Source organism: Micromonospora sp. NPDC049900, assembly GCF_044461025.1.
GTDB lineage: Bacteria > Actinomycetota > Actinomycetes > Mycobacteriales > Micromonosporaceae > Micromonospora.
In genome coordinates this window covers 1-23,148 of the sequence record NZ_JBITKM010000028.1, presented here as the reverse complement: position 1 = coordinate 23,148, position 23,148 = coordinate 1, and the positions used below count along the sequence as shown (strand labels likewise).

Genomic DNA, 23,148 nt, shown 5'->3' with positions numbered 1-23,148 from the left:
GTGTGGCAGCGTGACCGGATGAGTTCCGCGCCGGTCGACGTCGACCTCGCCCTGGTCGGTGGGGGTGGTGCCGCCTCGCTGGTGCTGGCCGCGCTGGCCCGGCACGGCGTCCGCGACCTGCGGATCGCGGTCGTCGACCCGGTGCACCGGCGGGGCCAGGACCGCACCTGGGCGTTCTGGGACGAGCCCGGCAACGACCTGGACGACCTGCTGGCGGCGAGCTGGACGCAGGTCGAGGTGGTCACGCCCGGCACGCACCGTACCCTGGACCTGGCCCCCCTGCGGTACGCGATGCTGCGCTCCGGGCCGATTTACGACCGGGCCGCCGAGGCGGAACGGCGTCTCGGGGTACGCCGGATCGTCGCCGGTGCCGAGGATCTGCGCGACGACGGTGACCGGGTGGTGGTGCGTACCGGCGACGGTCCGCTGCGTGCCGCCTGGGTGCTGGACTCCCGGCCCCGGCCACCGCGGCGTCCCGGCCGGACGAACTGGTTGCAGCACTTCCGTGGCTGGTGGCTGGCGGCGGACCGGCCGGTGTTCGACCCGGAACGGGCCGTGCTGATGGACTTCCGCACCCCGCAACCGGCCCGGGGCGTCTCGTTCGGCTACGTGTTGCCGGTCGACAGCCGGTACGCGTTGGTGGAGTACACCGAGTTCGGCCCGGATCTGCTCACCTCGGCCGGGTACGACGCGGCGCTGGCCGGCTACCGGGATCTGCTCGGCCTCGACCCGGCCCGGCTCACGGTGACCGAGGTGGAGAACGGCGTCATCCCGATGACCGACGGGCCGTTCGTGGCCCGTCCCTCGCCCCGGGTGGTCCGGCTCGGTACGGCCGGCGGCGCCACCCGGCCCTCCACCGGTTTCACCTTCTCCGCCATGTACCGCCAGGCCGAGCAGGTGGCTCGCGCGGTGGCGGCCGGGCGGGATCCGGTGCCGCCGTCCGCGTACCCGCCTCGGCACCGCTGGATGGACGCGGTGGCGTTGCGGGCCCTGGACCGGAGCCTGGTCGGTGGTCCGGAGTTCTTCGGTCGGCTGTTCGACCGGAACCCGGCGGCCCGGGTGCTGCGGTTCCTCGACGGTGCCACCACCCGCGCCGAGGATCTGGCGGTGATGAGTTCCACCCGGATGCTGCCGATGGTGACCGCGGGGGTGGGCGACGCGGCCGGTCGGTTCCGCGACCGGATCGCGCCGGGCCACCGTCCCACCTGGACCGTCCCGCCGGCCGTGGTCGGCCCGTCGGAGACGGAGGCCCCGCCGCCCTGACCTCTCGCCGAGTCGGCCGGGGTGCCGCGCCCGGCAGCCGGGGGAGCCTTCGGTAGGTTGGCCCCATGGACGAGGCGGCCGGTCGGGTGGTGCGGATCTGGACCGACGGCGCGTGCAGCGGCAATCCCGGCCCGGGCGGTTGGGGCGTCCTGCTGCGTTACGGCTCTCACGAGCGGGAGCTGTGCGGTGGTGAGGCGACGCCGACCACCAACAACCGGATGGAGCTGATGGCCGCCATCGAGGCCCTGGAGAGCCTGACCCGTCCGGTCACCGTCGAGCTGCACACCGACAGCACGTACGTCCGCAACGGCATCACCAGTTGGCTGGCCTCGTGGAAGCGCAACGGCTGGCGGACCGCGGCGAAGCAGCCGGTCAAGAACGCCGACCTGTGGCAGCGGCTGGAGGCGGCCTGTGCCCGGCACCAGGTCACCTGGCTGTGGGTCAAGGGCCACAACGGGCATCCGGAGAACGAGCGGGCCGACGCGCTGGCCAACCGGGGGATGACCGAGGCGCGGGCGGCCGTCGCCGCGACCCGCCGCTAGCGTCGCCTCGGTCGGCGGCGAGCCGGAGCAGGGGTCAACGGTAGCCCGGACCAGTGCGCCGGTCGGGTCACCCGGTCCGGCAGCCGGGTCCGCCGGTCACCGCGTGCGGCGTCGACCTGCGACTGGTGCAGGAACAGCGCGCCGGTCAGGTCGGCCCCGTCCAGCGCCGCCCCGCGTAGGTCCGCGCCGGTCAGGTCGGCCCGGGCGAGATCGACTCCGCGCAGGTCGGCGCCGATCAGCACCGCGCCGCGCAGGTTCGCTCCCCGCAGGTCGCTCCGGCGCAGGTCCCGACCGACCAGCACCGCCCCGCGCCGGTCCGCGCCCGCCGGGCCGCCACGGGCCCGGGCCAGGTCGCCGGTACGCGACAGCAGCCCGTTGACCCGTCCCCGGTACGCCTCGACGTCCAGCGCCAGCAGGTCCTGAGGGCTGCCCCTGGCGATCCGTTCGGTCTCGGCGAGCGCGGCGGCCAGGTCCGCGCGCAGTGCGGCGGGTGGACGTAGGGCCAACGCCTCGGTCAGATACCAGAGCAGCTCGTGCAGGGGGCGCATCACCGCGAAGACGTCGAACATCAGCGCTGCGGTCTCCGGGGCGGCCCGCCAGTCCCGGCCGCCGAAGGTCTCCTGCGCGACGCGCTGACCCGCCCCGTGGCAGTCGAAGACCGTGCAGCCCGGGAAGCCGCGGTCACGCAGCTCGACGTGGATGCCGCAGGCGAAGTCGGTGCGCAGGTGGCGACAGGGCTGCCCGGCGGGTTTGTCGACCGCGAAGTCGGCCGACGCGGCGAACGCCGGAGCCACGCAGCAGAGCCCGAAGCACCGCGCACAGTCGGCCCGCAGCCGATCCTCCGCGCCGCTGCGGCGCGTCTGGCCGTCCGCTCCGGCCGACCCCGTCGACTGTGACACCCGACCTCCCCGCCTCGCCCGACCAGCAGATTGTCCCCATCACCGTCGGGCGGTCCGCGACCGCATGGCATCCCGGGCCCCGGAGACGACGTGCGAGGATGCCGGTCGGCACGACGGGGAAGGGACGACGGATGGAGATCGAGGTACGGCGGCTGGCGGCCGACGAGGTGGTCGAGGCGGCACAGACGCTGGCCGACGCGTTCGACGGGTACCCGTGGACCGCCTGGACGGTGGCGGCGGACCGGCACCGGGAGCGGCTGACCGGACTGTTCGCCCTGACCGTCGAGGCGGTGGGCCTGCCGTACGGCGACGTGTGGGCGGCGGTCGAGCCGACCGGGCGGATCGCCGCGGTCGCGGTGTGGCTGGGACCGGACCGGCCGGTACCGGCCCGGGTCTGGACCGACCTGGCCGCCCGGAACGCGGAGCTGGCCGGTGATCGGCACGAGGTCGCGCTGGTCGCCGAGGTCGCGTGTGCCCCGCTGCGCGCCACGGACCCGGCGTACCTGCTGGCCACCGTCGGGGTCCGGCGCGACCGGTGGGGCGGCGGTTTCGGCTCCCGGGTGCTGCGGCCGGGGCTGGCCGACGCGGCCCGCGCGGGGCTGCCGGTGGTGCTGGAGACCTCGGCGGAGCGCAACGTCGGTTTCTACCGGCGGCTCGGCTTCGAGGTCACCGGCGAGGTGCGGGTGCCCGACGGCGGCCCCAAGGTGTGGGGGATGCGCCGGGCACCCGCAACCTGACGGGACGGGTCAGTGCGCGCCCAGGCGGGCGATCGGTTCGACCAGCTCGCGTTCCTCGTACGCCAGGTGCGACAGCAGCGTGTCGCTGAGCAGGTCGACGGCGGCACGCAGCTCGGCCATGCCGTCCGGGGTGGCCACGAACGCCACGAGTGCCCGGTCGACGCCCTCCAGCACGTCGTGGATGGCGTGGTGCTCCGCCTCCAACCGGTCGATCACCGGCGTGAGGCGCGGGTCGGTGCCGCGTAGGTGCGGGAAGAGCGCACGGTCCTCGATGGTGTGGTGTGTGGTCACCACCCGGCAGTACGACTCGCAGTAGGTGCCCAGCGTCCACTTGTTCTGCCGCATGGTCATCGTGTTGATGTGGGACCGGGCGGTGCCGACGTCGACCAGCCCGGCCGCGACCTGCTCGATCAGGTCCTGGATCTGGGCCAGCTCGCTGCGCAGGCCGTCGTGGACGTCGATCAGGTGCTGGGCGCCGGCCTGCTCGTGTGCGGTGTAGGTACGCGTCGGGTCCGGTGCCGGACCCGTGGGGCGGGCCGCCTCGTCCCACACCCGGACGTCGCTGCGGCGTACGCCGTCGTCGGGTGTCGGCACCACGGCGAAGGCGCTCGACCCGAGCACGGCCCGGGGCCGCTCCGGCCGGGCGGTGGCGACCGGGGTCGTCTCGCTCGGGAACCGGGCTGCCCGGTCGGCCGACGTGGGCGTGCCACCGGCGCGACCGGAGGCGCGCTCGGCGGCGACCAGCTCCCGGGTGGCCGGTGCCACCTCGGCGGCGAAACGCCGCAGGTCGTCCGGGTCGTCGGTGCCGAGGATGAAGGTGCTGACGCCGTCGGTGAGAGCGAGGTCGGCCAGTTCCTCGGCCCACTGCTCGGCCGGGCCGTCCAGCGGCCCGCGCCCGGTGGCCGTGAACCGGCCGTTGACGTTGAGCAGCCGTCGCACGTCACCCGGCGACCGCCCGGCCTTTTCGGCCGCGTCGTCGATGATCGTGTTCCCCTTGGCCAGGTCGCCGGGTTGCAGGTAGGCCAGCGAGGGCAGCCAGCCGTCGGCCCGCCGCCCGGTCAGCGCGAGCATCCGGGGCTTGTACGCGCCGAGCCAGATGCCGACGTCGTGGGCGGGCGCCGGGCCGCGTTTGGCGCCGGCTGCCCGGTGGAACTCGCCGTCGACCCGGACGCCGCCCCGGGCGTCGGCGTCCCAGATCTGGCGGATGATCTCGATCGCCTCCTCCAGAGCCCGCACGCCCTGGCCCGGGGTGAGACGTCGACCGCCCATCGCCTCGATGGCGTCCCAGAACGCTCCGGCGCCCAGTCCGAGCTCGATCCGGCCGCCGCTGAGCAGGTCGAGGCTGGCGACACTGCGAGCGAGTACGGCGGGTGGTCGCAGCGGCAGGTTCGTCACGTTGGCGGCCAGCCGCACCCGCTCGGTCCGCGCGGCGACGTAGCTGAGCAGCGTCCAGGTGTCCAGGAAGGCCGGCTGGTAGGGGTGGTCCTGGAAGGTGACCAGGTCCAGCCCGACCTGCTCGGAGAGCATGGCCAGGCCGACCGGCCCGGCCGGTTCGGCGTTGCCGGGCGTCAGGAACGACCCGAAGGTCAGGGGGTGCCCGTAGTCGCTCATGTCTGTCTTCCTTCCCGTTGCCGGGGCGATCACCCCGCGCCACAGATGTTATTGCGAACAGAACATCTTTGCCCAATAAAATCTGTGATCTGGGTTAATCTGTGAGGATGACCGGTCCGCAGGCCAGTGACCCCCACCCCGATCCGATCACCGACGACCTCGGGTGGACGCTCGGCGTCGTCTTCCGGGCCTACGTCCGCGCGGCCGAGCACGTCGCCGGTGACCTGCCCGGCGGTCCGCGCGGCTATCAGGTGCTGGTGGCGGCCGGCCGGGAGCCCGCCCGCAACCAGGGCGCCGTCGCCGAGGAGTTGGGTATCGACCGCACCGTGCTGACCTACCTGATCGACGACCTGGAGCGCGACGGGCTGGTGGTGCGCCGCCCCGACCCCGCCGACCGGCGCAGCCGCCTGGTCACCCTCACCGACGCCGGCCGCGAGGCGGCCCGCCGACGGCGCGCGGCGCTGGCGGACGTCGAGACGCGACTGCTCCGGGCGCTCACCCCCGCGCAGCGCGGCGAACTGCGGGACCTGCTCAGGCAGGTGGCCTGCGCGGCGCAGGCCGACGACCCGCTGGTGGACCTGTGCCAGGCGGTCGAGGCGGCAGCCGACGAACCGCCCGTCCGCCGACGCCGTCGCGGGACCACGCCCGGCGGCCGATCCACATAGCGTCACGTCGTGCGGATCACCAAGTACACCCACTCCTGCGTCCGGCTCGAACACGACGGCGGCGTCCTGGTCATCGACCCCGGCACCTGGAGCGAGCCGCGTGCCCTGGTCGGCGCGGACGCGGTGCTGGTCAGCCACGAGCACACCGACCACATCGACGTGCTACGGCTGGCCGGCCTGGGCGTGCCGGTCTTCGCACCGGAGGGTGCCGTGCTGCCGGACCTGGCGCCGCTGCCGGTGACCCGGGTCCGAGCGGGCGAGCGGTTCACCGTCGTAGGTCTCGCGGTGACCGCGGTCGGCGGACGGCACGCCACCATCCACGGTGGCCAGCCCGACTGCGTCAACCTCGCTTACCTGGTCGGCGACGAGGTCTACCACCCGGGCGACTCGCTGCACCCGCCCGGCCGACCGGTGCGTACCCTGCTGGTCCCGGCGCAGGCGTCCTGGCTGAAGCTGACCGAGGCAATCGACTTCGCCGTCGCCGCCGAGGCGGAGCGGGTCGTCGCGATCCACGACGCGCAGCTCAACGAACGCGGTCTGGCCAGCGTGAACGGCTGGTTCAGCGAGACCGTCCCCGGCTACCGGTACCTCGCCCCCGGCGAGACCGCCTGACCGTCGGCGCGCTGCCCGCACGCCCGCCGGCTCAACCCGACGTCGGCCCGGGGGCGCTGGCCAGGCGATCGTCGGCCGCCCGCTGACCGTCCTCGTCGCCGACCGACTCGCAGACCGCCGCCGCGTCGATCCAGCGACGGCGGGCGGTCTCGGGACGCTGCCGCGCGGCCTCCGCGTCGCCCAGGTGCAGCAGCGTCCGGCCCAGCCCCGCGTCGACCCGGCCGCCCTCCCGCAGCCGTAGGCTCTCGGCCAGCCACTCGGCCGCCTGGTCGGCCTGGCCCGGCGCCGTACCGAGCAGCGCCGCCCCCGCGTTGAGCAGCGCCGCCGCCCGGTTCGTCGGATCACCGATCGTCTCGTACTCGCGCAGCGCGGCCCGCCACGCCTGGGCGGCGTCCAGATATTCGCCCATCGCGGCGTGCACCAGGACGAGATTGGTCAGCGCCGCCGCGTAGCCGCGCGAGTCACCGAGCGACCGGAACGCGTTCGCCGCCCGCACCAGCAGGTCGTGGGCGGCCTCCCGGTCACCACGGGCCAGCCGCGCCGCCCCCAGCCCCAGGTCGCTGAGGGCCTGCCCGGCGCGGTCGCCACCGGCCCGGTGCCGACGGGACAGCTCCAGGTGGGCCACCGCCTCGTCCAGCCGCCCCAGGTCGAGCAGGGCTAGCCCGAGGTTCATCCGGGCCTGGGCGGTGCCCCGGCGTCCCTGCCCGGCCACCGCCAGACTCAACTCGGCCATCGCGCCGTACGGGTCGTGACGGCGCCGCAGCACCACGCCCAGTTGGTTGTGCGCCCACCCGGCGATCTCCGGCCGCTGCTGGGCGGTCGGGTTGCTCAGCACCGTCCGGCAGAGGTCCTCCCACTCGTCGCGCCGCTCGGCGTGGGCGAGCCAGCCGCAGGACGCCACCGCCAACCGGAACCACCAGCCCCGGACCCGCCGGGGCAGCGCCCGCACCGCGCCGGCCGGCACCTTGACCACCGCCAGCAGCAGATCCTGGTGCAGGGTGAACCAGTCGTACGGGTCGTCGGCCGGCAGCCGCGGGTCGGTCTCCAACGGACCGGCCGCCGTCAGCCCGGTCACCTGCCGTTCGGCCCGACGGGCCAGGTGCCGGGTCAGCCGTGCCTGTGCGTTGACCCGGCGACGCACCGGCACCGCCTCCCGCAGGTGCATCCGGGCGTACGGGGCGAGCAGCGGTCGCACCTCGTACCGGTCCCCGGACGCGCCGGTCACGAACGCGCCGTCGGCCAGCTCGTCGAGGAGCGCGGCGACCCGGTCCGGGCGGCGGCGGGCCAGCGCGGCGATGGTCGGCCGGTCCAGCGGCACCGGGCTGAGCGACAACAGCCGCCACAACCGGCGCGCCTCGCCGCCGAGCGCGTGGTACGCGGTGTCCTGCGCGACGACCAGTTCGGTCACCGGCGACACGTCGACCCGTTGGTGCGGGGGCGTGTCGGCGGCCCGGCGCAGCGCGTGCCGCACGTCGGCGTGCCGCCAGCCGTACGTCGTGGTGCGTCGGCCCAGCTCGGTCACCGCGCGCGGCTGGTAGCCGCAGAGCTCCACGATCGTGCGGACGTCGGGGTCGCGGCGCGGGTCGGCCCGCTGCGGGCGGTGCACCCCGCCGGTGGTGCCGGCGACCGCGAACATCTCCACCGCGTCGTCCGGCTCCGGCTCGGCCAACCAGTACGCGGCCACCCCGTTGAGCGCGGCGAGCCGGCCGGTGCCGGCCAGCAGCAGCCGGCAGATCCGGGTGGTCGGCGGCAGCAGCGCACGGACCTGGGCCGGGCTGTCCACGTTGTCCAGCACCAGCAGGACCCTGCGACCGTCGACCTGACCGCGCAGCGCGTCCGCGGCGTCGGCGAGGTCGTCGGCGCGTCCCGAGCGCGGCGGGGCGGTGCCGAGCACCCGGGCCAGCGCGGTGAGCACCTCCCGGGGCGAGCGGGCCCGCCCGCCGCGACGCAGGTCGAGGTAGTACTGCCCGTCCGGGAACTCCGACCGGCACAGGTTCGCCGCCTGGATCGCGCACCACGAGGTGCCGACCGCCCGCCGACCCACCACCGCCACGGCGTGCTTCGGGTCGAGCAGCTCCACCACCGCCTCCGCCTGTCCGCGCCGTCCGGTGAACCCGTCCGAGCGGGGCAGGGTGGGCGCGCCGCTGGTCGCCGAGGTGACGGCGTGGTCGGTCGCCGAGCGCTCCGCCCGCTGACGGCGTCGCCACTCCACCAGGAACGAGGCGGCCACGCCGAGCGCCGCCACGCCCAGGCTGGCCGAGCCGAGGGCGGTGACGGACAGTTCGGAGAGCAGGTTGCCGGTGATGTTGCCGAGCAGCGCGCTGACCCCGGCGCCGAGGACCCCGCCGAGCGCCAGCAGCACGCTGAGCAGGCGGGGTCGCCGGGTGGAACGGGCCGGGCCGGTCACCGTACGCCTCCGGCGACCAGCCCGGCGACGATCTGCCGACGACCCAGCACGAACACCAGCACCGGCAGGATCGAGGCGAGCACCGACCCGGCCGCGAGGGTGCCGCTGCCGGTCACGAAGCCCCGGGTCTGCTCGGCCAGGAACCAGCCGAGCGGAGTGGCGTCCGGCCCGCTGAACAGCAGACCCACCACCAGGTCGTTCCACACCTGGACGAACTCCAGCACGGCCACCGCCAGCACGGCGGTGCGATGGTGCCGGACCAGCCGTCGCAGCGTGTCCCACCGGTGCCGCTCGCCGAGCCGGGCGGCCCGGACCTGGTCGGCGGGCAGGTCGGCGAAGGCGTTGCGCAGCACCAGCACCGCGAACGGGACCCCCAGCGCGATGTGCACCAGCGCCAACCCGCGCGCCGTGCCGGAGGAGAGCGCCACGCCGAGCACCTCGTTGATCGGCCCCGCGACGACCTGCACCGGCACCACCGCCGCGGCCAGCAACGCCAGCCCGACGGCCTGGGCGGGCGGCCCGGTCAACCAGGCCAGCGGGTACGCGGCCAACAGCGCCACGCAGAGCACGACGGCGGTGACGACCAGGGCCAGCACCAGCGTGAAACCCAGACTGCGCCACAGCCCCGCCCCGCCGAGCACCGCCCGGTAGGAGTCCAGGCCCGGCGGCCCGGACCACCAGGCGTCGGTGGCCGCCCGGACCGGACTCTGCAACGAGGTGGCCGCGAGCACCCCGAGCGGCAGCAGCCACGCCACGGCGGCTGCGGCGGCGAGCACCCGGACCAGTCGTCGCGGCGGCGGCGCGGCGGCGGGCACGGCTGGCTGCGGCGGTGGCGGCCACGCCTGCCGGATGAACATCGCCACCACGAGCATGCCGGCGGTCACCGCGACCAGCCAGATCACCCCCAGGGCGGCGCCCTGCCCGGTGGTCGTCGCCCCGGAGGTCTGCCAGATCCGCAGCGCCAGCACCGACGCCTCGTCGCGGACCGAGCCGGGCGTCATCACCAGGATCAGGTCGAAGGTGCGGCTGGTGCCGACCGCGACCAGGGCGAAGACCACCGCCACCGTACGCAGCATCAGCGGTCGCCACTGCGCGTCCCAGAACACGTCGCGGCGCGAGCCGCCGAAGGCGCGGACCGCGTCGACCAGGTCGGCGGGCACGGTGTCGAGCGCGGCCCGGAACACCAGCACGGCCAGCCCGACCCAGGCCCACACGAACGCCGACATCACCGCCACCGTCACCAGGCGCGGCCCGAGCAGGTGCGGCACCTGCTCGGGTGTGCCGGTCAGCCGGGCCAGCAGCAGGGTGACCGGTCCCCGCTGCGGGTCCGGGTCGTAGAGCAGCCGGAACGTGACCCCGGTGACCACCAGCGGCAGGGCGGTCGGCACCACCAGGATGAACCGGACCAGCCAGCCCTCCTGGGAGCGGCGGGAGGCGGCGGCGAGCAGGTACCCCAGGACGGTGACCACGGTCGGCACCAGCAGCGCCCAGAGCACCGTCCGGCCCAGCGCGGCACCGGCGCCCGACGCGGTGAGCGCAGCTCGGTAGTGCTCCGCGCCCACCCACCGGCCGTCGGTGGTGACGCTGGCCTGCACCGTGCGCAGCACCGGCCAGGCCAGCAGTCCACCGAGCAGGAGCCCGGCCGGGGCCAGCAGCGCCCAGGTGGCGCCGGTCGCCGGGTACGCGCGCCCGCGTCGGGGCGGCCCGACGTCGTCGAGCAGGGCGAGTTGGCCGAGCAGGGGTTCGCGGCTCACTGTCCGCTCCTCGCCGCCCGGGCCGCCTCGGCGAGCTGCCCGGTGGCCCGCCGGACCGCCTCCCGGGCGGCCACGCCGTCGGTCACGTCTGCGAAGAAGTCCTGCATGATGCGCCAGATGCCGACGCCGTCGGTGCCGGTGAAGGTGCCCGGCAGCCGGTCCGAGAGGTCGTAGCGCAGCGCCTCGACGGCCCGGAACTCCGCAGCCAGCCGCCGACGCAGCGGGTCGCGGTAACCGTCCACCGGCACCACCAGGTTGGGGGAGAGGTAGCCGCCCGCCTCCAGCCACGGCCGGAACGCCGCCGCGTCGCTGAGCCAGCGCACCAGCTCCACCCCGGAGGTCGAGCCGGCGAAGGCCACCGCCGCGTCGCCGCCGACGACCAACGGCTGGTCGGCCACCCGCGAGCCGGGGAACCGGAAGGTGACCAGCGGCTCGGTGCCGCGCCGGAAGCGGGCGGCGACGCCGTCGACGAAGTCGGCCTCGAACACCATCGCCGCGTGCCGGTGGTGCGCCACCTGGATCACCGACTCCTCGAACTGGGTGAGCAGGGCGCGTCGACCGCCGCCGAGGAACGCGCCGTCGACGCTCCACAGCTCGGCGAGCCGGTCGAGGGCGTCGCGTACCGGCCGGTCCTGCCAGTCGGCCTCGCCCCGGGCCAGCGCCTCGTAGCCACCGGGAGTGGCGATGTCGGCGAGGGAGTTCTCGAACCAGTCGGTGAGCACCCACCCGTCGGCGGCACCGATCGCCAGTGGCGCCGGGCCCTCGTCCGCCCGGTGCCGTGCCCCGAGCCGGCGGGTGGTCTCGACCAGCGCGTCCCAGGTGCGGGGCGGCTCCGCCAGCAGGGACGGGAAGTACCAGAACAGCGACTTGTGCGCCGCCTTGATCCACAGGCCGTACCGTTGCCCGTCGACGGTCAGCAGGTCGGCCATCCCGGCCGGCGCCAGATAGCTGCTGGCCGGGGCGACCCGGTCCAGCCAGCCCCGGCGGGCGTACTCGACGATCAGCCCCGGTCGGGACAGGATCGCCACGTCCGGGCTGGTGCCGGCCAGCATCCGGGCGGCCAGGAACGCGTCGATGTCGTTACCCACCCCGATCACCCGCACCGGGTCGGGGAAGCCGTCGACCACCTCGCGGAACCGGGCCAGCTCGGTGCCGCTCCACACCACCGCCACCTGCACCGGGCGGGGGCCCCGGGCACAGCCGGCGGCACCGGTCACGGTTGCCGCCACGGCGGCCCGCAACAGCGTACGGCGATGCAGCCGCCCGACCCCGTTCACGCCGCCGCCTCGTCGCTGACCCCCACCCGCACCTGGGTGGACACCTCGGCCAGCACCTCCGGGTGCCCCGAGCAGAGCAGCACGGTGACACCGGGGGAGTCCGGCGGGGACAGCCGGTGCAGCAGCGGGGGGAGGCGTACCCCGTCGACCGGGGTGGGCAGGTCGACCACCAGCACCTCGGGCAGGCACGCCATGGCCCGCGCGAGCGCGACCCGGAACCGCTGGGCCGCCGAGATCTGATGTGGCCGCAGCCCCAGCGTCGGGGCGAGTTCGAGCCGGGTGACCAGGGTGGACGCCCAGTCGTCGGCGACGTCGTGGACCCGTTGCCGACGGCGCTGGCCGTAGGAGATGTTGCGGCCGACGGTCAGGTGCGGCAGCAGGGCGCCCCCGGCCGGCACGTACCCGATGCGCCGACGCGGTGGCGGCAGGTCGGTGACGTCCCGCTCGCCGACCAGGATCCGGCCGCTGACCGGCGCGGCCAACCCGACCACCACCCGCGCCACGGCGGTGGCCACGCCGGGCGCGGCGAGCAGCGCCGTCGTCGTCCCGACCGGCACGTCGACGTCGAGCGGCGCGACGTCCGGCACGGCGACGAGCTGCTGCGTGCGTAACGTGACCATCACCTCCGGCGACTACGTCGTCGTTCAGCCTGACACAGGTCGACCACCGACGATGTCCCGGAGGTCCACCGTGGAACCGGGCACCGGCGGGCTACCGTCGCTTCCGTGACGGATCCGACCCCGCTGGCCTCCGGGCGGGAAGCCGACGTGTACGCGCTGGACGGCGAGCGGGTGCTGCGCCGCTACCGGGACGGCGGCGACGTGACCGTCGAGGCCCGGTTCATGGCCCACCTGCACGCGGCCGGATTCCCGGTGCCCCGGGTGCACCACGCCGACGGCACCGACCTGGTGATGCGGCGGCTGTCCGGCCCGACCCTGCTGCACGCGCTGCTCACCGGTGTGATCGACGTCGAGACGGCCGCCGCGCTCCTGGCCGACCTGCACCGCCGCCTGCACGCCGTCGCGCCGTTGCCCGAGGCGGGGGACGGCGAGCGGATCCTGCACCTGGACCTGCACCCGGACAACGTGGTCCTCGACCCGTCCGGGCCGGTGCTGATCGACTGGCGCAACGTCAGGCACGGCCCGCCGGGGCTGGACGTGGCGATGACCGCCCTCATCCTCGCCCAGGTCGTGGTGGACCGGGACCAACCGGTGGCCACCGAGGCGGGGGTGCTGCTGCGCGCCTACCTGCGGGCGATCCGTGGTCACGCCGTACCCCTGGTCGACGCGGCCGTGGCGCGACGCCGCGCCGACCCCACCCAGAGCGCCGACGAACGGGCCCGGCTCGTCCCGGCCGTGGCCCTGCTCACCGCTGCCGGGCGGTAGCCCACCGCGCGGCGGTCGGGCGCGCCGGGGTGGGGTACGCCGCCCGGCGGGGCTGGGTAGGGTCCGGGGCACCAGCAGGCCAGCGGAAGGCGAGCCGATGTCCGACCATGTCGACGTGCTCATCGTGGGTGCCGGGCTCTCTGGAATCGGCGCCGCCTGCCACCTGCGCCGCCGCTGCCCGGACAAGACCTACGCCGTGCTGGAGGCGCGCGACGACCTCGGCGGCACCTGGGACCTGTTCCGCTATCCCGGGGTGCGCTCGGACTCCGACATGTTCACCCTCGGCTACTCCTTCGCGCCGTGGACCGCCCCGACGGCGATCGCCGAGGGCCACACCATCCTCGACTACCTGCGGCGCACCGCCGACGCGTACGACGTGACCCGGCACATCCGTTTCCGGCACCGGGTCGTCCGCGCCGAGTGGGACAGCGAACGGGCCCGCTGGACGGTGCACGTGCACCGTGCCGACACCGCCGACACGGTGGTGCTCACCTGCGACTTCCTGTACGCCTGCACCGGCTACTACCGCTACGACGCCGGACACACCCCGCACCTGCCGGGGCAGGAGCGGTTCACCGGGCGGATCGTGCACCCGCAGCACTGGCCGACCGACCTCGACCACTCGGGTCGTACCGTGGTGGTGATCGGCAGCGGCGCCACCGCCGTCACACTGGTCCCGGCGCTGGCGCGGCGCGCCGCCCACGTGACCATGCTGCAACGGTCCCCGACGTACGTGCTGGCGCTGCCCGCCCGCGACGCGCTCGCCGACACGCTGCGGCGGCGGCTGCCCGCCCGGCTGGCGTACCCGCTGATCCGGTCGAAGAACGTGCTGGCCACCGCCGCGACCTACCGGCTCAGCCGGCGCGCCCCCGGGCTGGTCCGCGCTCTGTTGCGGCGGGCCGTGGCCCGGCGACTGCCGGCCGGGTACGACGTCGACCGCCACTTCACACCCCGCTACGACCCGTGGGACCAGCGGCTCTGCGTGGTGCCCGACGGGGACCTGTTCGAGGCCCTGTCGGCCGGGCGGGCCGATGTGGTGACCGACACCGTCGAGACGTTCACCGCGCACGGCGTCCGGCTCACCGGCGGCGCGGAGCTGCCGGCCGACGTGGTGGTCACCGCCACCGGGCTCGACCTGCTCGCGCTCGGCGGCATGACGCTGCGGGTGGACGGCGTCGACGTGGACCTGCCGGGGACCGTCGCCTACAAGGGCATGATGCTCTCCGGCGTGCCCAACTTCGCCATGACGCTCGGCTACACCAACGCCTCCTGGACGTTGAAGTCCGACCTGGTCGCCGAGTACGTCTGCCGCCTGCTGCGCCACCTGGACCGCACCGGAGCCCGGGTGGTCACCCCGCTCGCCCCACCCGACGGGCGGCGGGCGCCGCTGATCGACCTGACCTCCGGGTACGTCCGCCGTGGCCTGGCGCACCTGCCGTCGCAGGGGCGTCGCCCGCCCTGGCGTCTGCACCAGAACTACCCCCGTGACCTGCTGATGCTGCGCTACGGGCGGGTCACCGACGCCGGGGTCCGCTTCGACGCGGCCGGCACGCCACGAGGGAGCGCCGTCGATGCGTAGGTTCGACTTCACCGACGGCACCGCCGTGGTGACCGGCGCGGCCGGTGGCATCGGGGCGGCCCTGGCCCACGGCCTGGCCCGACGCGGCGCGGCGCTGGTCCTGCTGGACCGCGACGCCGACGGGCTCGACGCGGTGGCCGACGCCGTCCGCGCCGCCGGGCGGCCGGTCGACACGTACGTGGTCGACCTGGCCGACGCGGCGGCCACCGAGGCGGTCGCCGGGCAGCTCCGGGACCGGCATCCGGCGATCCGACTGCTGGTCAACAACGCCGGGGTGGCGCTCGGCGGGCGCTTCGACGAGGTGACCTTCGCCGAGTTCACCTGGGTGATGGAGGTCAACTTCCGGGCCGTCGCCCAACTGACCCACGCTCTGCTGCCCGCGCTGCGGGCCGCGCCCGGGGCGCACCTGGTCACCGTCTCCAGCCTCTTCGGCCTGATCGCCCCGCCCGGGCAGGTCGCCTACGCGGCCAGCAAGTTCGCCGTGCGTGGCTTCACCGAGGCGCTGCGCCACGAACTCGCCGCCGACGGCATCGGCGTGACCTGCGTGCACCCCGGCGGCATCCGGACCCGCATCGCCACCGACGCCCGGGTGGGCAGCGGCGTCGACCGGGCCGAGTACGAGGCGGGGCGGCAGCGGTTCGAGCGGCTGCTCACCATCGACCCGCGCACCGCCGCCGAGGCCGTGCTGCGTGGCGTGGCCCGTCGCCGGGGCCGGGTCCTGATCGGCTGGTCGGCCCGGCTGCCGGACCTGATGGCCCGGGTCGCGCCGGGCGGTCACGGCCGTCTGCTGTCCGCCGTCGGCAACCGGGGCCGGGTCCGCCGTCCGCACTAGCGCGGTGCCGGGCACCGGATCACCGCCCACGCCACCGCGGCAGTCGGGTCACCGCGACCAGGGCGACCAGCAGCACCGCCACCAGATAGACCGTCGCCGGGGCCAACGGCGTCAGCAGCACCGCCGCCGCGGTCGCCGGGATCGCCACCCGGACCGTCCGCCGCCGGTACGCCAGGATCCGCAGCCCCCAGAGCACCAGCAGGACCACCGCCACCGGCACGGCCAGCGCGTACCCGGCCAGCAGGCCGTCGACCTGGTCGGGGTGGCGTCGGTGGTCGACGGTCACCGTCAGCCCGGCACCCACGGCGGCGAGTCCGGCGAACACGACGTAGTGCCCGTAGCCCCAGGACAGCGCGCGTCGCAGCCGGGTGGGCACGTCCACCGGCCGGTCGAAGTAGAGCCACCAGAGCGCGAAGACGATCGCGGCGCCGGCGGCGGCCACCGGCCACAATCCGTCGTCACCGGCGTCCACCCCGGTCTGCACCGCCACGGTGACGGCCAGCACCACCTCGCCGAGCACGATCAGGGTGAACAGTCCGTACCGTTAGGCGATGTGCCGGGGATGCCACGGAGTCGTCCCGGTGCGTTCGGCCAGCGCCGGGACCAGCAGTTCGGCGAGGATCAGCAGCAGGAACGACGGCAGCCCCAGGGCGGGCGGCACGAGCAGCCGCAGCAGCCAGCCGCCCTGCACCACGGCGACGCCGGTCGCGTACCGCAGGGCGCTGCGTCGGTGGGCCGGGTCGCCCCCGGCGGCCCGCAGCCAGTTCGCGACGGCGGCCAGCCGCAGCACCACGTACCCGACGGTCACGGTCGCGTAGTCGGCCGACGCGAACGCCTCGGGTACCCCGGCGGCCAGGATCAGCGCACCGGCGATCTGCACCAGGACGGTGAGCCGGTAGACGTCGTCGTCGGTGTCGTACGCGGAGGCGAACCAGGTGACGTTCATCCAGGCCCACCAGATGGCGAAGAAGACCAGCAGGTAGGCGAGCACCGCGTGCCCGGCCCGGCCCCCGGTCAGCGCGTCCTGTAGCGCGCCCGCGGCCTGCGTCACCGCGACCACGAAACAGAGGTCGAAGAAGAGTTCCAGGTTGGTGGCCGCGCGGTGCGGCTCGTCGCGGCGGCGGGGCCGCATCGGGCGGTACCACGGCCGGACGGAAGGGCTGGCGGTGACCACGGGCGCTCTCCCTCGCGGCGTCCTCAGCCACACCCTAGGTGCGTCGCGCGTCGCCCCGGGGTCGGTTGGCGAAGCCCGCGCCGGCACCCCGGTCGCATCGACGCCCGTCGTGGGACGCATCATAGATACATGACGCATCCCTCGGTGGTCGGCCGTACCACCGCGCCGTCCGCCGCCGAACGGGCCTACCGCCACCTGAAACGCGCCATCCTGGAGCAGTTGCACCCGGGCGGTGCCCTGGTCAGCGAAGGTGAGATCGCCGAGGCGACCGGCGTCTCCCGGACCCCGGTCCGGGAGGCGCTGCTGCGCCTGGAGACCGAAGGGCTGGTCCGCCTCTATCCCAAGCGGGGCGCGTTGATCCTGCCGGTCTCCGCCCGCGAGATCGCCGACGTGGTGGAGGCCCGCCGACTGGTCGAGGTGCACGCCGCCGAGCGGATCTGGCCCCGACGCGCCGAGATCCGGGACCGACTGGCCGAGTGGCTCACCGAGATGCGCACCGCGCACGCCGCCGGTGACCTGACCGCCCTGATGGCCGCCGACCGGGCGTTCCACGCCACCGTGGTCGACGCCGCCGGCAACGAGATCCTCGCCGAGCTGTACCAACGGCTGCGGGACCGGCAGGTCCGCATGGGCGAGGCGAGCTTCCGGCTCTCACCCCGCTGGGCCGAGGCCGCCCTGACCGAGCACGCCGCACAACTCGACGCCCTCGACGGCGACGACCCGCGGGCGTGGGCCGACGCGGTGGCCGCCCACATCGACACCTCCGCACGTGTGTTCCTGGGGTCCCCGGTGAGCGTGTGACCACCGCTTCGCACCCCGGTACCCTCTCGTGAGCGCCCCCCGCACCGGGGCGGCCCCGCTCCCGGCGCCGCCCGGCCGGGCCCTGCTCGTCTGGGGCGTGGCGCTCAGCGCGTACGTCGCGGCGATCTTCCACCGCACCTCCCTCGGCGTGACCGGCGTGGAGGCGGCGCAACGCTTCGACATCAGCGCCGCCACCCTGGCCACCCTCACCGTCGCCCAACTCGCCGTGTACGCGGTGATGCAGGTGCCGGTCGGGATGCTCCTCGACCGGTACGGCTCGCGTCGGCTCCTGATCACCGGCGGCCTCCTGATGGTCGCCGGTCAACTCGCCTTCGCCCTGGTCACCGACGTACGCCTGGCCGTGGCCGCCCGCGTCCTGATCGGTCTCGGCGACGCGATGAGCTTCATCAGCGTGCTGCGCCTGGTCGCGTTCTGGTTCCCCGGCCGCCGCAACCCGCTGCTGATCCAGTTGACCGGCACCCTCGGCCAACTCGGTGCGGTGCTGGCCGCCGTACCCCTGGTCGCCCTGCTGCAACACACCGGCTGGACCACCGCCTTCCTGACCGCGGCCGGCGGCGGCGCGGCGGTGCTGCTGGTGGTGGTCGCCGCCGTGCGGGACACCCCGCACCGGCCCGCCGCGTCCAGCCCCGCCCCGGTCGGCGGGCGGCTCGCCGCCGCGTGGGCACACCCCGGCACCCGGCTCGGGCTCTGGACCCACTTCGTCACCCAGTTCTCCGGCACCGTCTTCGCGCTGCTCTGGGGCTTCCCGTTCCTGGTGCAGGGCCAGGGCCTCAGCCCCACCGCCGCAGCCTCCCTGCTCACCGTCCTGACGTTGGGGATGCTGCTGACCGCGCCGCTGGTCGCGCACCTGTGCGCCCGCCACCCGGAGCGCCGCTCGGTGCTGGTCTTCGCCGTCGTCGGCGTCACCGCCACCGTCTGGACGGTGCTGCTCGCCTGGCCGGGCCCGGCACCCGGCTGGCTGCTCGTCACGCTGATGCTGGTGCTGGCCCTCAGCGGCCCCGGCTCGATGGTCGGCCTCGACTACGCCCGCACCTTCAACCCGGTCAGCCGCCTCGGCAGCGCCGCCGGGATCGTCAACGTCGGCGGTTTCGTCGCCTCGATCACCCTGGTGCTCACCATCGGCGTGGTGCTGGACCTGGTCACCCCGGCGGGCCAGGCCGCCCCCGACCTGACCGCGTACCGCTGGGCCTTCTCGGTGCAGTACGTCCTCTGGGCGATCGGTGTCGTGCAGGTGCTGCGCTGGCGCAACGCCGCCCGCCGTGACCAGGGCGGGCACCGACCGTCGACAACCCGCGCCGAAGCTGTGCCGACCCGCCCGCCCACGGGTAGGTTCGCCAGCGGGAGTGACCGCGCGCGCCGCCGCCCCACCGGCGACGCCGCGGCGCAACGGCGGCGGCGCTTCGCGTCGGTGCGGACGAGGAGGAGAGCGTGAGCCAGCAGGTCAGGGGAGTCATCTCGCGGCGCAAGGGCGCGCCCGTCGAGGTCACCGACATCGTCGTACCCGACCCCGGGCCCGGCGAGGCGGTGGTACGCGTGCAGTCCTGCGGGGTCTGCCACACCGACCTGCACTACCGCGAGGGCGGCATCAACGACGACTACCCGTTCCTGCTCGGCCACGAGGCGGCGGGCGTCGTGGAACAGGTCGGTGCGGGCGTCGACACGGTCGCGCCCGGCGATTTCGTGATCCTCAACTGGCGGGCCGTCTGCGGAGTGTGCCGGGCCTGCCGGCGGGGCCGCCCCTGGTACTGCTTCGCCACCCACAACGCCGCGCAGAAGATGACCCTGGTCGACGGCACCGAACTCGCCCCGGCCCTGGGCATCGGCGCGTTCGCCGAGAAGACGCTGGTGCACGCCGGCCAGTGCACCAAGGTGGACCCGGCGGCCCGCCCGGCCGCTGTCGGGCTGCTCGGCTGCGGCGTGATGGCCGGTCTCGGCGCAGCCATGAACACCGGCGGCGTGACCCGGGGCGACTCGGTGGCCGTGATCGGCTGCGGTGGCGTCGGGGACGCGGCGGTCGCCGGTGCCGCCCTGGCCGGCGCGACGACGATCGTCGCGGTGGACACCGACTCCCGCAAGCTCGACTGGGCCCGCCGCTTCGGCGCCACCCACACCGTCAACGCCTCCGAGTCCGACCCGGTGGCCGAGATCCAGGCCGCCACCGGCGGTTTCGGTGCCGACGTGGTGATCGACGCCGTCGGCCGTCCGGAGACCTGGAGGCAGGCCTTCTACGCCCGCGACCTGGCCGGCACCGTCGTGCTGGTCGGCGTACCCACCCCCGACATGCGGATCGAGCTGCCCCTGCTGGACGTCTTCGGTCGGGGCGGGGCGCTGAAGTCGAGCTGGTACGGCGACTGCCTGCCCAGCCGCGACTTCCCGATGCTGACCGAGCTCTATCTCCAGGGCCGCCTCGACCTGGACGCCTTCGTCACCGAGGAGATCCCGCTCGACGGCGTCGAGGAGGCGTTCGCCCGGATGCACCGCGGCGACGTCCTCCGCTCGGTGGTGGTCCTCTGATGGCCGCCCGCATCGACCACACCGTCACCTCCGGCACCTTCTCGCTGGACGGACAGACCTTCGACGTCGACAACAACGTCTGGGTCATCGGTGACGACACCGAATGCGTCGTCGTCGACGCCCCGCACGATGTGGACGCCATCCTCGCCGTGGTCGCCGGACGCCGGGTCACCGCGATCGTCGCCACCCACGCCCACGACGACCACGTCCGCGTCGCCCCGGAACTGTCCCGCGTCACCGGCGCGCCGGTGCTGCTGCACCCCGCCGACCGGGTGCTCTGGGACATGGTGCACCCCGACGAGACACCCGGCGGTCCGCTCGCCGACGGCGAGGCGATCACGGTGGCCGGTACCACGCTGACCGTGCTGCACACCCCCGGACACAGCCCCGGCGCCTGCTGCCTGTACGCCGCCGACCTCGACGTGGTGTTCACCGGTGACACCCTGTTCGCGGGCGGACCGGGCGCCACCGGCCGCTCGTACAGCGACTTCGGCACCATCGTCGACTCGATCCGGGACCGGTTGCTCACGCTGCCGCCGCAGACCGTGGTGCACACCGGCCACGGCGACAGCACCACCATCGGCGCGGAGGCCCCGCACCTGCCCGAGTGGCTGGTCCGGGGCCACTGACCCGACGGGCCGTAGGGGCGTCCTCGCCGCCCCTGCGGCCGGATACGGGTTGGCGTCGGCCCGTCGGCCTCGCCACACTCGGCGGATGTCGTCCGTCCCGCAAGCCGCGCTGACCGTCGCCCAGCGTGCGGCGCTGCGCCACGTCCGGCAGGTGGCCTCGGGTGACCGGCCCGCCGCGTTGGCCCGGATCGGTCGGGCGCTGGCCGGCAGCGGCGTCCGGCCCGACCCGGAACGACTGGTGGCCGCGTTCGGCCGGGCCAGGCGCGTGACGCTCAACTTCCATCCTGACCGGCTGCTCGCCGACGGGCGGACGGTGGCCGAGGCGCTCGCCGCCGAGGGCGTCTACCGCAGCCAGTTCGAGACGGGCATCTCCAACGGGGGGCTCAGCGCGTACCCGGGCGGCGACCGGGACCGCTGGGAACGGCGACTGTTCGGCGGCGCGTACCAGCGACCGGGGGTGCGCCCGGCGGACCGCCCGAAGTACGGCGGCCTGAACCTGCTCGACCACCCGGACGGCGCGTGCCCGCGCTTCGGCTCCTGTCACCTGCGGCTACGCCCCGACGTGTTGACCCGCACCACGTTCTGTCTCGGCGACAGCCACCTCGGCCCACGGCACGTCGGCACCGTCGACGTGGTCGAGCCGGTGCTGGCGGCGCTGCTCACGGCGACCGCCGACACCGGCGTCACGCCGGTGCGGCCGGGCACGGACGTGCTCACCCTGGTCGAGGGGGTGCTGCGCCGGCGCGAGGACGCCGACACCGCGTCCCGCACCGCCGGTCGCGCGCTCGACGACTACGTGGAGGCGCAGGTGCACGGGCCCGTCACGCTGTCCCGGGACGTGTGCGAACTGGTGGTCGACCCCTCGTTCCGGGGCACCGCGACCGGCGTCACCCTCGCGTCCGCCGCCGACCGGTACGGGTTCCCGCTGCGCTGGCACGCGGGGTTCGCGCTGCCGGTGGACCGGGTCGACGCGGGGTTCCGCGGTCCGGCGATCCCGCCGCTGGCCGCCCGGGTGCACGCCGAGTTCGCCGGGCCGGGGGAGCCGGTGACTGCCGCGCTGATCGGTCGGGCCGCCGCCTCGGTGGTCACCGACCCCGACCGCTGGGCCGATCGCGGGTCCTCGGCCGACACGCTGCAACACCTCAAGCAGCTCTGGCACGTCCTGGTCCGCTTCGGCCACCCGTACGACCTCTGAGTCTTCCGGTCAGGTCTGGCACCGGAGGTCCGGTCCACACGTGTGACCTGAGCCACGGCGTAGGGCAGGTCGGGCATGACCGGAATGACCGACACGTCGGGCGGGTTGTGTTCCCCATAGCGCCGGCATCCACACCCCGACCGGCGGTCGTTTCCCCCGAGAGCGGCTCACCCGAGCGGCTCGTACGATCGAAAGGGCAACCATCGTGAAGGTGGACTTCACTCGATGGCTCCCGGCCATCGCGACGAAACCGAACCGCAAGATCACCCTGAGCGTGGTGGGCGTGACCGCCCTCGCCGGGCTGGCCCTCGGCCCCACCGCCGTGGCCGCGCCGATCACCACCGGCCCGCACCAGGGCGCCGTGGCCGCCATCGACAAGGCCACCGGCCGCAACTCCAGCGGCGTCACCGTCGAGTCCGGCCTGACCACCGGCGGCACCACCGACAAGCCCCGGGCCGGCAAGCCGAGCCGCGACGACCTCATCCCGCACGGGGTGCAGGGCGCCCAGTCGCGGGTCCCGCTGGACAACGCGCAGCGCCAGAACGCCAAGACCATCATCGAGGTCGCCAAGGAGACCGGCGTGGGTGAGCGGGGCGCGGTCATCGGCATCGCCACCGCACTCCAGGAGTCGAAGCTCTACAACCTCGGCCACCTGGGCGCGTACAACGACCACGACTCGCAGGGCCTGTTCCAGCAGCGCCCGTCCACCGGCTGGGGCAGCGTGGACCAGATCACCGACCCCGAGTACTCCTCGACGGTGTTCTTCGAGGCCCTCAAGAACGTCGGCGGCTGGCAGGACCTGCCGCTGACCACGGCCGCGCAGACGGTGCAGGTCTCGGCGTACCCGTTCCACTACGCGCAGTGGGAGGAGCAGTCGGCGGACATCGTCACCCAGCTCTGGTGACCCCCCTCCGACACCGACGGCCGGCCCCACCAGGGGCCGGCCGCCCCCACCCCTGCCCACCCCCGGGACCACCCCGTTGATCAAGAAGTTTGAGTCGGGATGTCTGCCGTGAACGCACCCAAACTTCTTGATCAACCAGGAGATCGGCGGGGGAGGCTGGCAGGTCGAGCCGCTACCGGGAGGCTGAGGGTAGGTGTGTCTGGATATAGGGCGGATGTCCGATTATCGGGTTGGGGTGGGCGGGGGCGGGGCGGAATCGGGGTGGGGTCGGTGGCGTTGTAACCGGGTGGCTGACCGAGGAGTACCTCGCCCCGTGGTGGGTGGCCGGCTGATGTCGGAATGACTCG

Annotated in this window: 20 protein-coding genes and 1 pseudogene; 14 read left to right on the top strand and 7 right to left on the bottom strand. The window is 74.7% G+C overall.

The genetic code is table 11. The features are described 5' to 3' along the window. The first annotated feature begins 18 nt into the window (after positions 1-18). The gene (locus ACIBMZ_RS29865; protein ID WP_396699549.1) at positions 19-1,263 is read left to right on the top strand and encodes a lycopene cyclase family protein; all 1,245 of its coding nucleotides are present in this window, start codon (positions 19-21) and stop codon (positions 1,261-1,263) included. 65 nt (positions 1,264-1,328) lie between these two features. After that, positions 1,329-1,805 carry a ribonuclease HI gene (gene rnhA / locus ACIBMZ_RS29860; protein ID WP_396699547.1) on the top strand — a complete coding sequence of 159 codons (477 nt, stop codon included), beginning with the start codon at positions 1,329-1,331 and terminating at the stop codon, positions 1,803-1,805. On the opposite strand, the gene ACIBMZ_RS29855 is transcribed toward rnhA, so the two are convergent. Next, positions 1,802-2,704, bottom strand: coding sequence for a pentapeptide repeat-containing protein (locus ACIBMZ_RS29855; RefSeq protein WP_396699546.1), 903 nt, complete (start codon positions 2,702-2,704; stop codon positions 1,802-1,804). The two genes, rnhA and ACIBMZ_RS29855, sit on opposite strands and share 4 nt — an antisense overlap. A gap of 137 nt (positions 2,705-2,841) precedes the next feature. Here ACIBMZ_RS29855 and ACIBMZ_RS29850 point away from each other — a divergent pair, with 137 nt between their 5' ends. Then, positions 2,842-3,441, top strand: a complete 600-nt coding sequence (locus tag ACIBMZ_RS29850) for a GNAT family N-acetyltransferase (RefSeq protein WP_396699565.1) — start codon at positions 2,842-2,844, stop codon at positions 3,439-3,441. A gap of 9 nt (positions 3,442-3,450) precedes the next feature. Here ACIBMZ_RS29850 and ACIBMZ_RS29845 read toward each other — a convergent pair whose 3' ends face one another. Beyond that, on the bottom strand, positions 3,451-5,052 hold the full coding sequence (locus ACIBMZ_RS29845) for an LLM class flavin-dependent oxidoreductase (RefSeq protein WP_396699544.1): 1,602 nt from the start codon (positions 5,050-5,052) through the stop codon (positions 3,451-3,453). Positions 5,053-5,159: 107 nt separating this feature from the next. Here ACIBMZ_RS29845 and ACIBMZ_RS29840 point away from each other — a divergent pair, with 107 nt between their 5' ends. Continuing rightward, on the top strand, positions 5,160-5,717 hold the full coding sequence (locus ACIBMZ_RS29840; RefSeq protein ID WP_396699542.1) for a MarR family winged helix-turn-helix transcriptional regulator: 558 nt from the start codon (positions 5,160-5,162) through the stop codon (positions 5,715-5,717). Between the two features lie 9 nt (positions 5,718-5,726). Next, the gene (locus ACIBMZ_RS29835) at positions 5,727-6,329 is read left to right on the top strand and encodes an MBL fold metallo-hydrolase (RefSeq protein ID WP_396699540.1); all 603 of its coding nucleotides are present in this window, start codon (positions 5,727-5,729) and stop codon (positions 6,327-6,329) included. Between the two features lie 31 nt (positions 6,330-6,360). Here the strand turns inward: ACIBMZ_RS29835 and ACIBMZ_RS29830 are convergent, their stop codons facing one another. From ACIBMZ_RS29830 to ACIBMZ_RS29815, 4 genes are read right to left on the bottom strand one after another with little or no spacing between them, the layout of a single operon-like run. Continuing rightward, complete coding sequence (locus ACIBMZ_RS29830; protein WP_396699538.1) at positions 6,361-8,736, bottom strand: hypothetical protein; 2,376 nt, start codon at positions 8,734-8,736, stop codon at positions 6,361-6,363. Continuing rightward, the gene (locus ACIBMZ_RS29825) at positions 8,733-10,490 is read right to left on the bottom strand and encodes an ABC transporter permease subunit (RefSeq protein ID WP_396699536.1); all 1,758 of its coding nucleotides are present in this window, start codon (positions 10,488-10,490) and stop codon (positions 8,733-8,735) included. The genes ACIBMZ_RS29830 and ACIBMZ_RS29825 overlap by 4 nt, the downstream gene beginning before the upstream one ends. Beyond that, positions 10,487-11,767, bottom strand: coding sequence for an extracellular solute-binding protein (locus ACIBMZ_RS29820; RefSeq protein ID WP_396699534.1), 1,281 nt, complete (start codon positions 11,765-11,767; stop codon positions 10,487-10,489). Before ACIBMZ_RS29820 ends, ACIBMZ_RS29825 begins: the two co-directional genes overlap by 4 nt. Further along, positions 11,764-12,387: an ATP-binding cassette domain-containing protein gene (locus tag ACIBMZ_RS29815; protein ID WP_396699532.1), complete on the bottom strand. Its 624-nt coding sequence runs from the start codon at positions 12,385-12,387 to the stop codon at positions 11,764-11,766. Before ACIBMZ_RS29815 ends, ACIBMZ_RS29820 begins: the two co-directional genes overlap by 4 nt. A 105-nt stretch (positions 12,388-12,492) precedes the next feature. Here ACIBMZ_RS29815 and ACIBMZ_RS29810 point away from each other — a divergent pair, with 105 nt between their 5' ends. The 3 genes from ACIBMZ_RS29810 to ACIBMZ_RS29800 all read left to right on the top strand — a co-directional run bounded on the left by ACIBMZ_RS29810 (position 12,493) and on the right by ACIBMZ_RS29800 (position 15,563). Next, positions 12,493-13,152 (top strand): phosphotransferase, encoded by a 660-nt coding sequence (locus ACIBMZ_RS29810; RefSeq protein ID WP_396699530.1) that lies wholly within the window; start codon positions 12,493-12,495, stop codon positions 13,150-13,152. A 97-nt stretch (positions 13,153-13,249) separates the two neighbouring features. Further along, complete coding sequence (locus tag ACIBMZ_RS29805; RefSeq protein ID WP_396699528.1) at positions 13,250-14,731, top strand: flavin-containing monooxygenase; 1,482 nt, start codon at positions 13,250-13,252, stop codon at positions 14,729-14,731. Further along, entirely contained in the window at positions 14,724-15,563 is an 840-nt protein-coding gene (locus ACIBMZ_RS29800) for an SDR family NAD(P)-dependent oxidoreductase (protein ID WP_396699526.1), read from the top strand. Before ACIBMZ_RS29805 ends, ACIBMZ_RS29800 begins: the two co-directional genes overlap by 8 nt. A 19-nt stretch (positions 15,564-15,582) precedes the next feature. Here the strand turns inward: ACIBMZ_RS29800 and ACIBMZ_RS29795 are convergent. Next, positions 15,583-16,695 (bottom strand): annotated as a pseudogene (locus tag ACIBMZ_RS29795) (low temperature requirement protein A). 171 nt (positions 16,696-16,866) lie between these two features. Here ACIBMZ_RS29795 and ACIBMZ_RS29790 point away from each other — a divergent pair. From ACIBMZ_RS29790 to ACIBMZ_RS29765, 6 genes are all read left to right on the top strand, one after another. After that, positions 16,867-17,538: a GntR family transcriptional regulator gene (locus tag ACIBMZ_RS29790; protein ID WP_396699524.1), complete on the top strand. Its 672-nt coding sequence runs from the start codon at positions 16,867-16,869 to the stop codon at positions 17,536-17,538. A gap of 28 nt (positions 17,539-17,566) precedes the next feature. Next, on the top strand, positions 17,567-18,991 hold the full coding sequence (locus ACIBMZ_RS29785) for a nitrate/nitrite transporter (RefSeq protein WP_396699522.1): 1,425 nt from the start codon (positions 17,567-17,569) through the stop codon (positions 18,989-18,991). Then, a complete protein-coding gene (locus ACIBMZ_RS29780; protein ID WP_396699520.1) occupies positions 18,988-20,073 on the top strand; it encodes an S-(hydroxymethyl)mycothiol dehydrogenase in 1,086 nt (361 codons plus the stop codon). Before ACIBMZ_RS29785 ends, ACIBMZ_RS29780 begins: the two co-directional genes overlap by 4 nt. After that, positions 20,073-20,702, top strand: coding sequence for an MBL fold metallo-hydrolase (locus ACIBMZ_RS29775; RefSeq protein ID WP_396699518.1), 630 nt, complete (start codon positions 20,073-20,075; stop codon positions 20,700-20,702). Before ACIBMZ_RS29780 ends, ACIBMZ_RS29775 begins: the two co-directional genes overlap by 1 nt. 85 nt (positions 20,703-20,787) lie before the next feature. Continuing rightward, on the top strand, positions 20,788-21,897 hold the full coding sequence (locus ACIBMZ_RS29770) for a DUF3626 domain-containing protein (protein WP_396699516.1): 1,110 nt from the start codon (positions 20,788-20,790) through the stop codon (positions 21,895-21,897). 205 nt (positions 21,898-22,102) lie between these two features. Next, complete coding sequence (locus ACIBMZ_RS29765; RefSeq protein WP_396699514.1) at positions 22,103-22,801, top strand: hypothetical protein; 699 nt, start codon at positions 22,103-22,105, stop codon at positions 22,799-22,801. Positions 22,802-23,148 lie beyond the last annotated feature (347 nt).

What these genes read in the sequence shown, in the direction of transcription:
- ACIBMZ_RS29805 (WP_396699528.1), top strand. Translation starts at nt 13,250, where the DNA reads ATGTCCGACCATGTCGACGTGCTCATCGTGGGTGCCGGGCTCTCTGGA.
- ACIBMZ_RS29800 (WP_396699526.1), top strand. Translation starts at nt 14,724, where the DNA reads ATGCGTAGGTTCGACTTCACCGACGGCACCGCCGTGGTGACCGGCGCG.
- ACIBMZ_RS29815 (WP_396699532.1), bottom strand. Translation starts at nt 12,387, where the DNA reads ATGGTCACGTTACGCACGCAGCAGCTCGTCGCCGTGCCGGACGTCGCG.
- ACIBMZ_RS29865 (WP_396699549.1), top strand. Translation starts at nt 19, where the DNA reads ATGAGTTCCGCGCCGGTCGACGTCGACCTCGCCCTGGTCGGTGGGGGT.
- ACIBMZ_RS29845 (WP_396699544.1), bottom strand. Translation starts at nt 5,052, where the DNA reads ATGAGCGACTACGGGCACCCCCTGACCTTCGGGTCGTTCCTGACGCCC.
- ACIBMZ_RS29790 (WP_396699524.1), top strand. Translation starts at nt 16,867, where the DNA reads ATGACGCATCCCTCGGTGGTCGGCCGTACCACCGCGCCGTCCGCCGCC.
- ACIBMZ_RS29840 (WP_396699542.1), top strand. Translation starts at nt 5,160, where the DNA reads ATGACCGGTCCGCAGGCCAGTGACCCCCACCCCGATCCGATCACCGAC.
- rnhA (WP_396699547.1), top strand. Translation starts at nt 1,329, where the DNA reads ATGGACGAGGCGGCCGGTCGGGTGGTGCGGATCTGGACCGACGGCGCG.
- ACIBMZ_RS29770 (WP_396699516.1), top strand. Translation starts at nt 20,788, where the DNA reads ATGTCGTCCGTCCCGCAAGCCGCGCTGACCGTCGCCCAGCGTGCGGCG.
- ACIBMZ_RS29775 (WP_396699518.1), top strand. Translation starts at nt 20,073, where the DNA reads ATGGCCGCCCGCATCGACCACACCGTCACCTCCGGCACCTTCTCGCTG.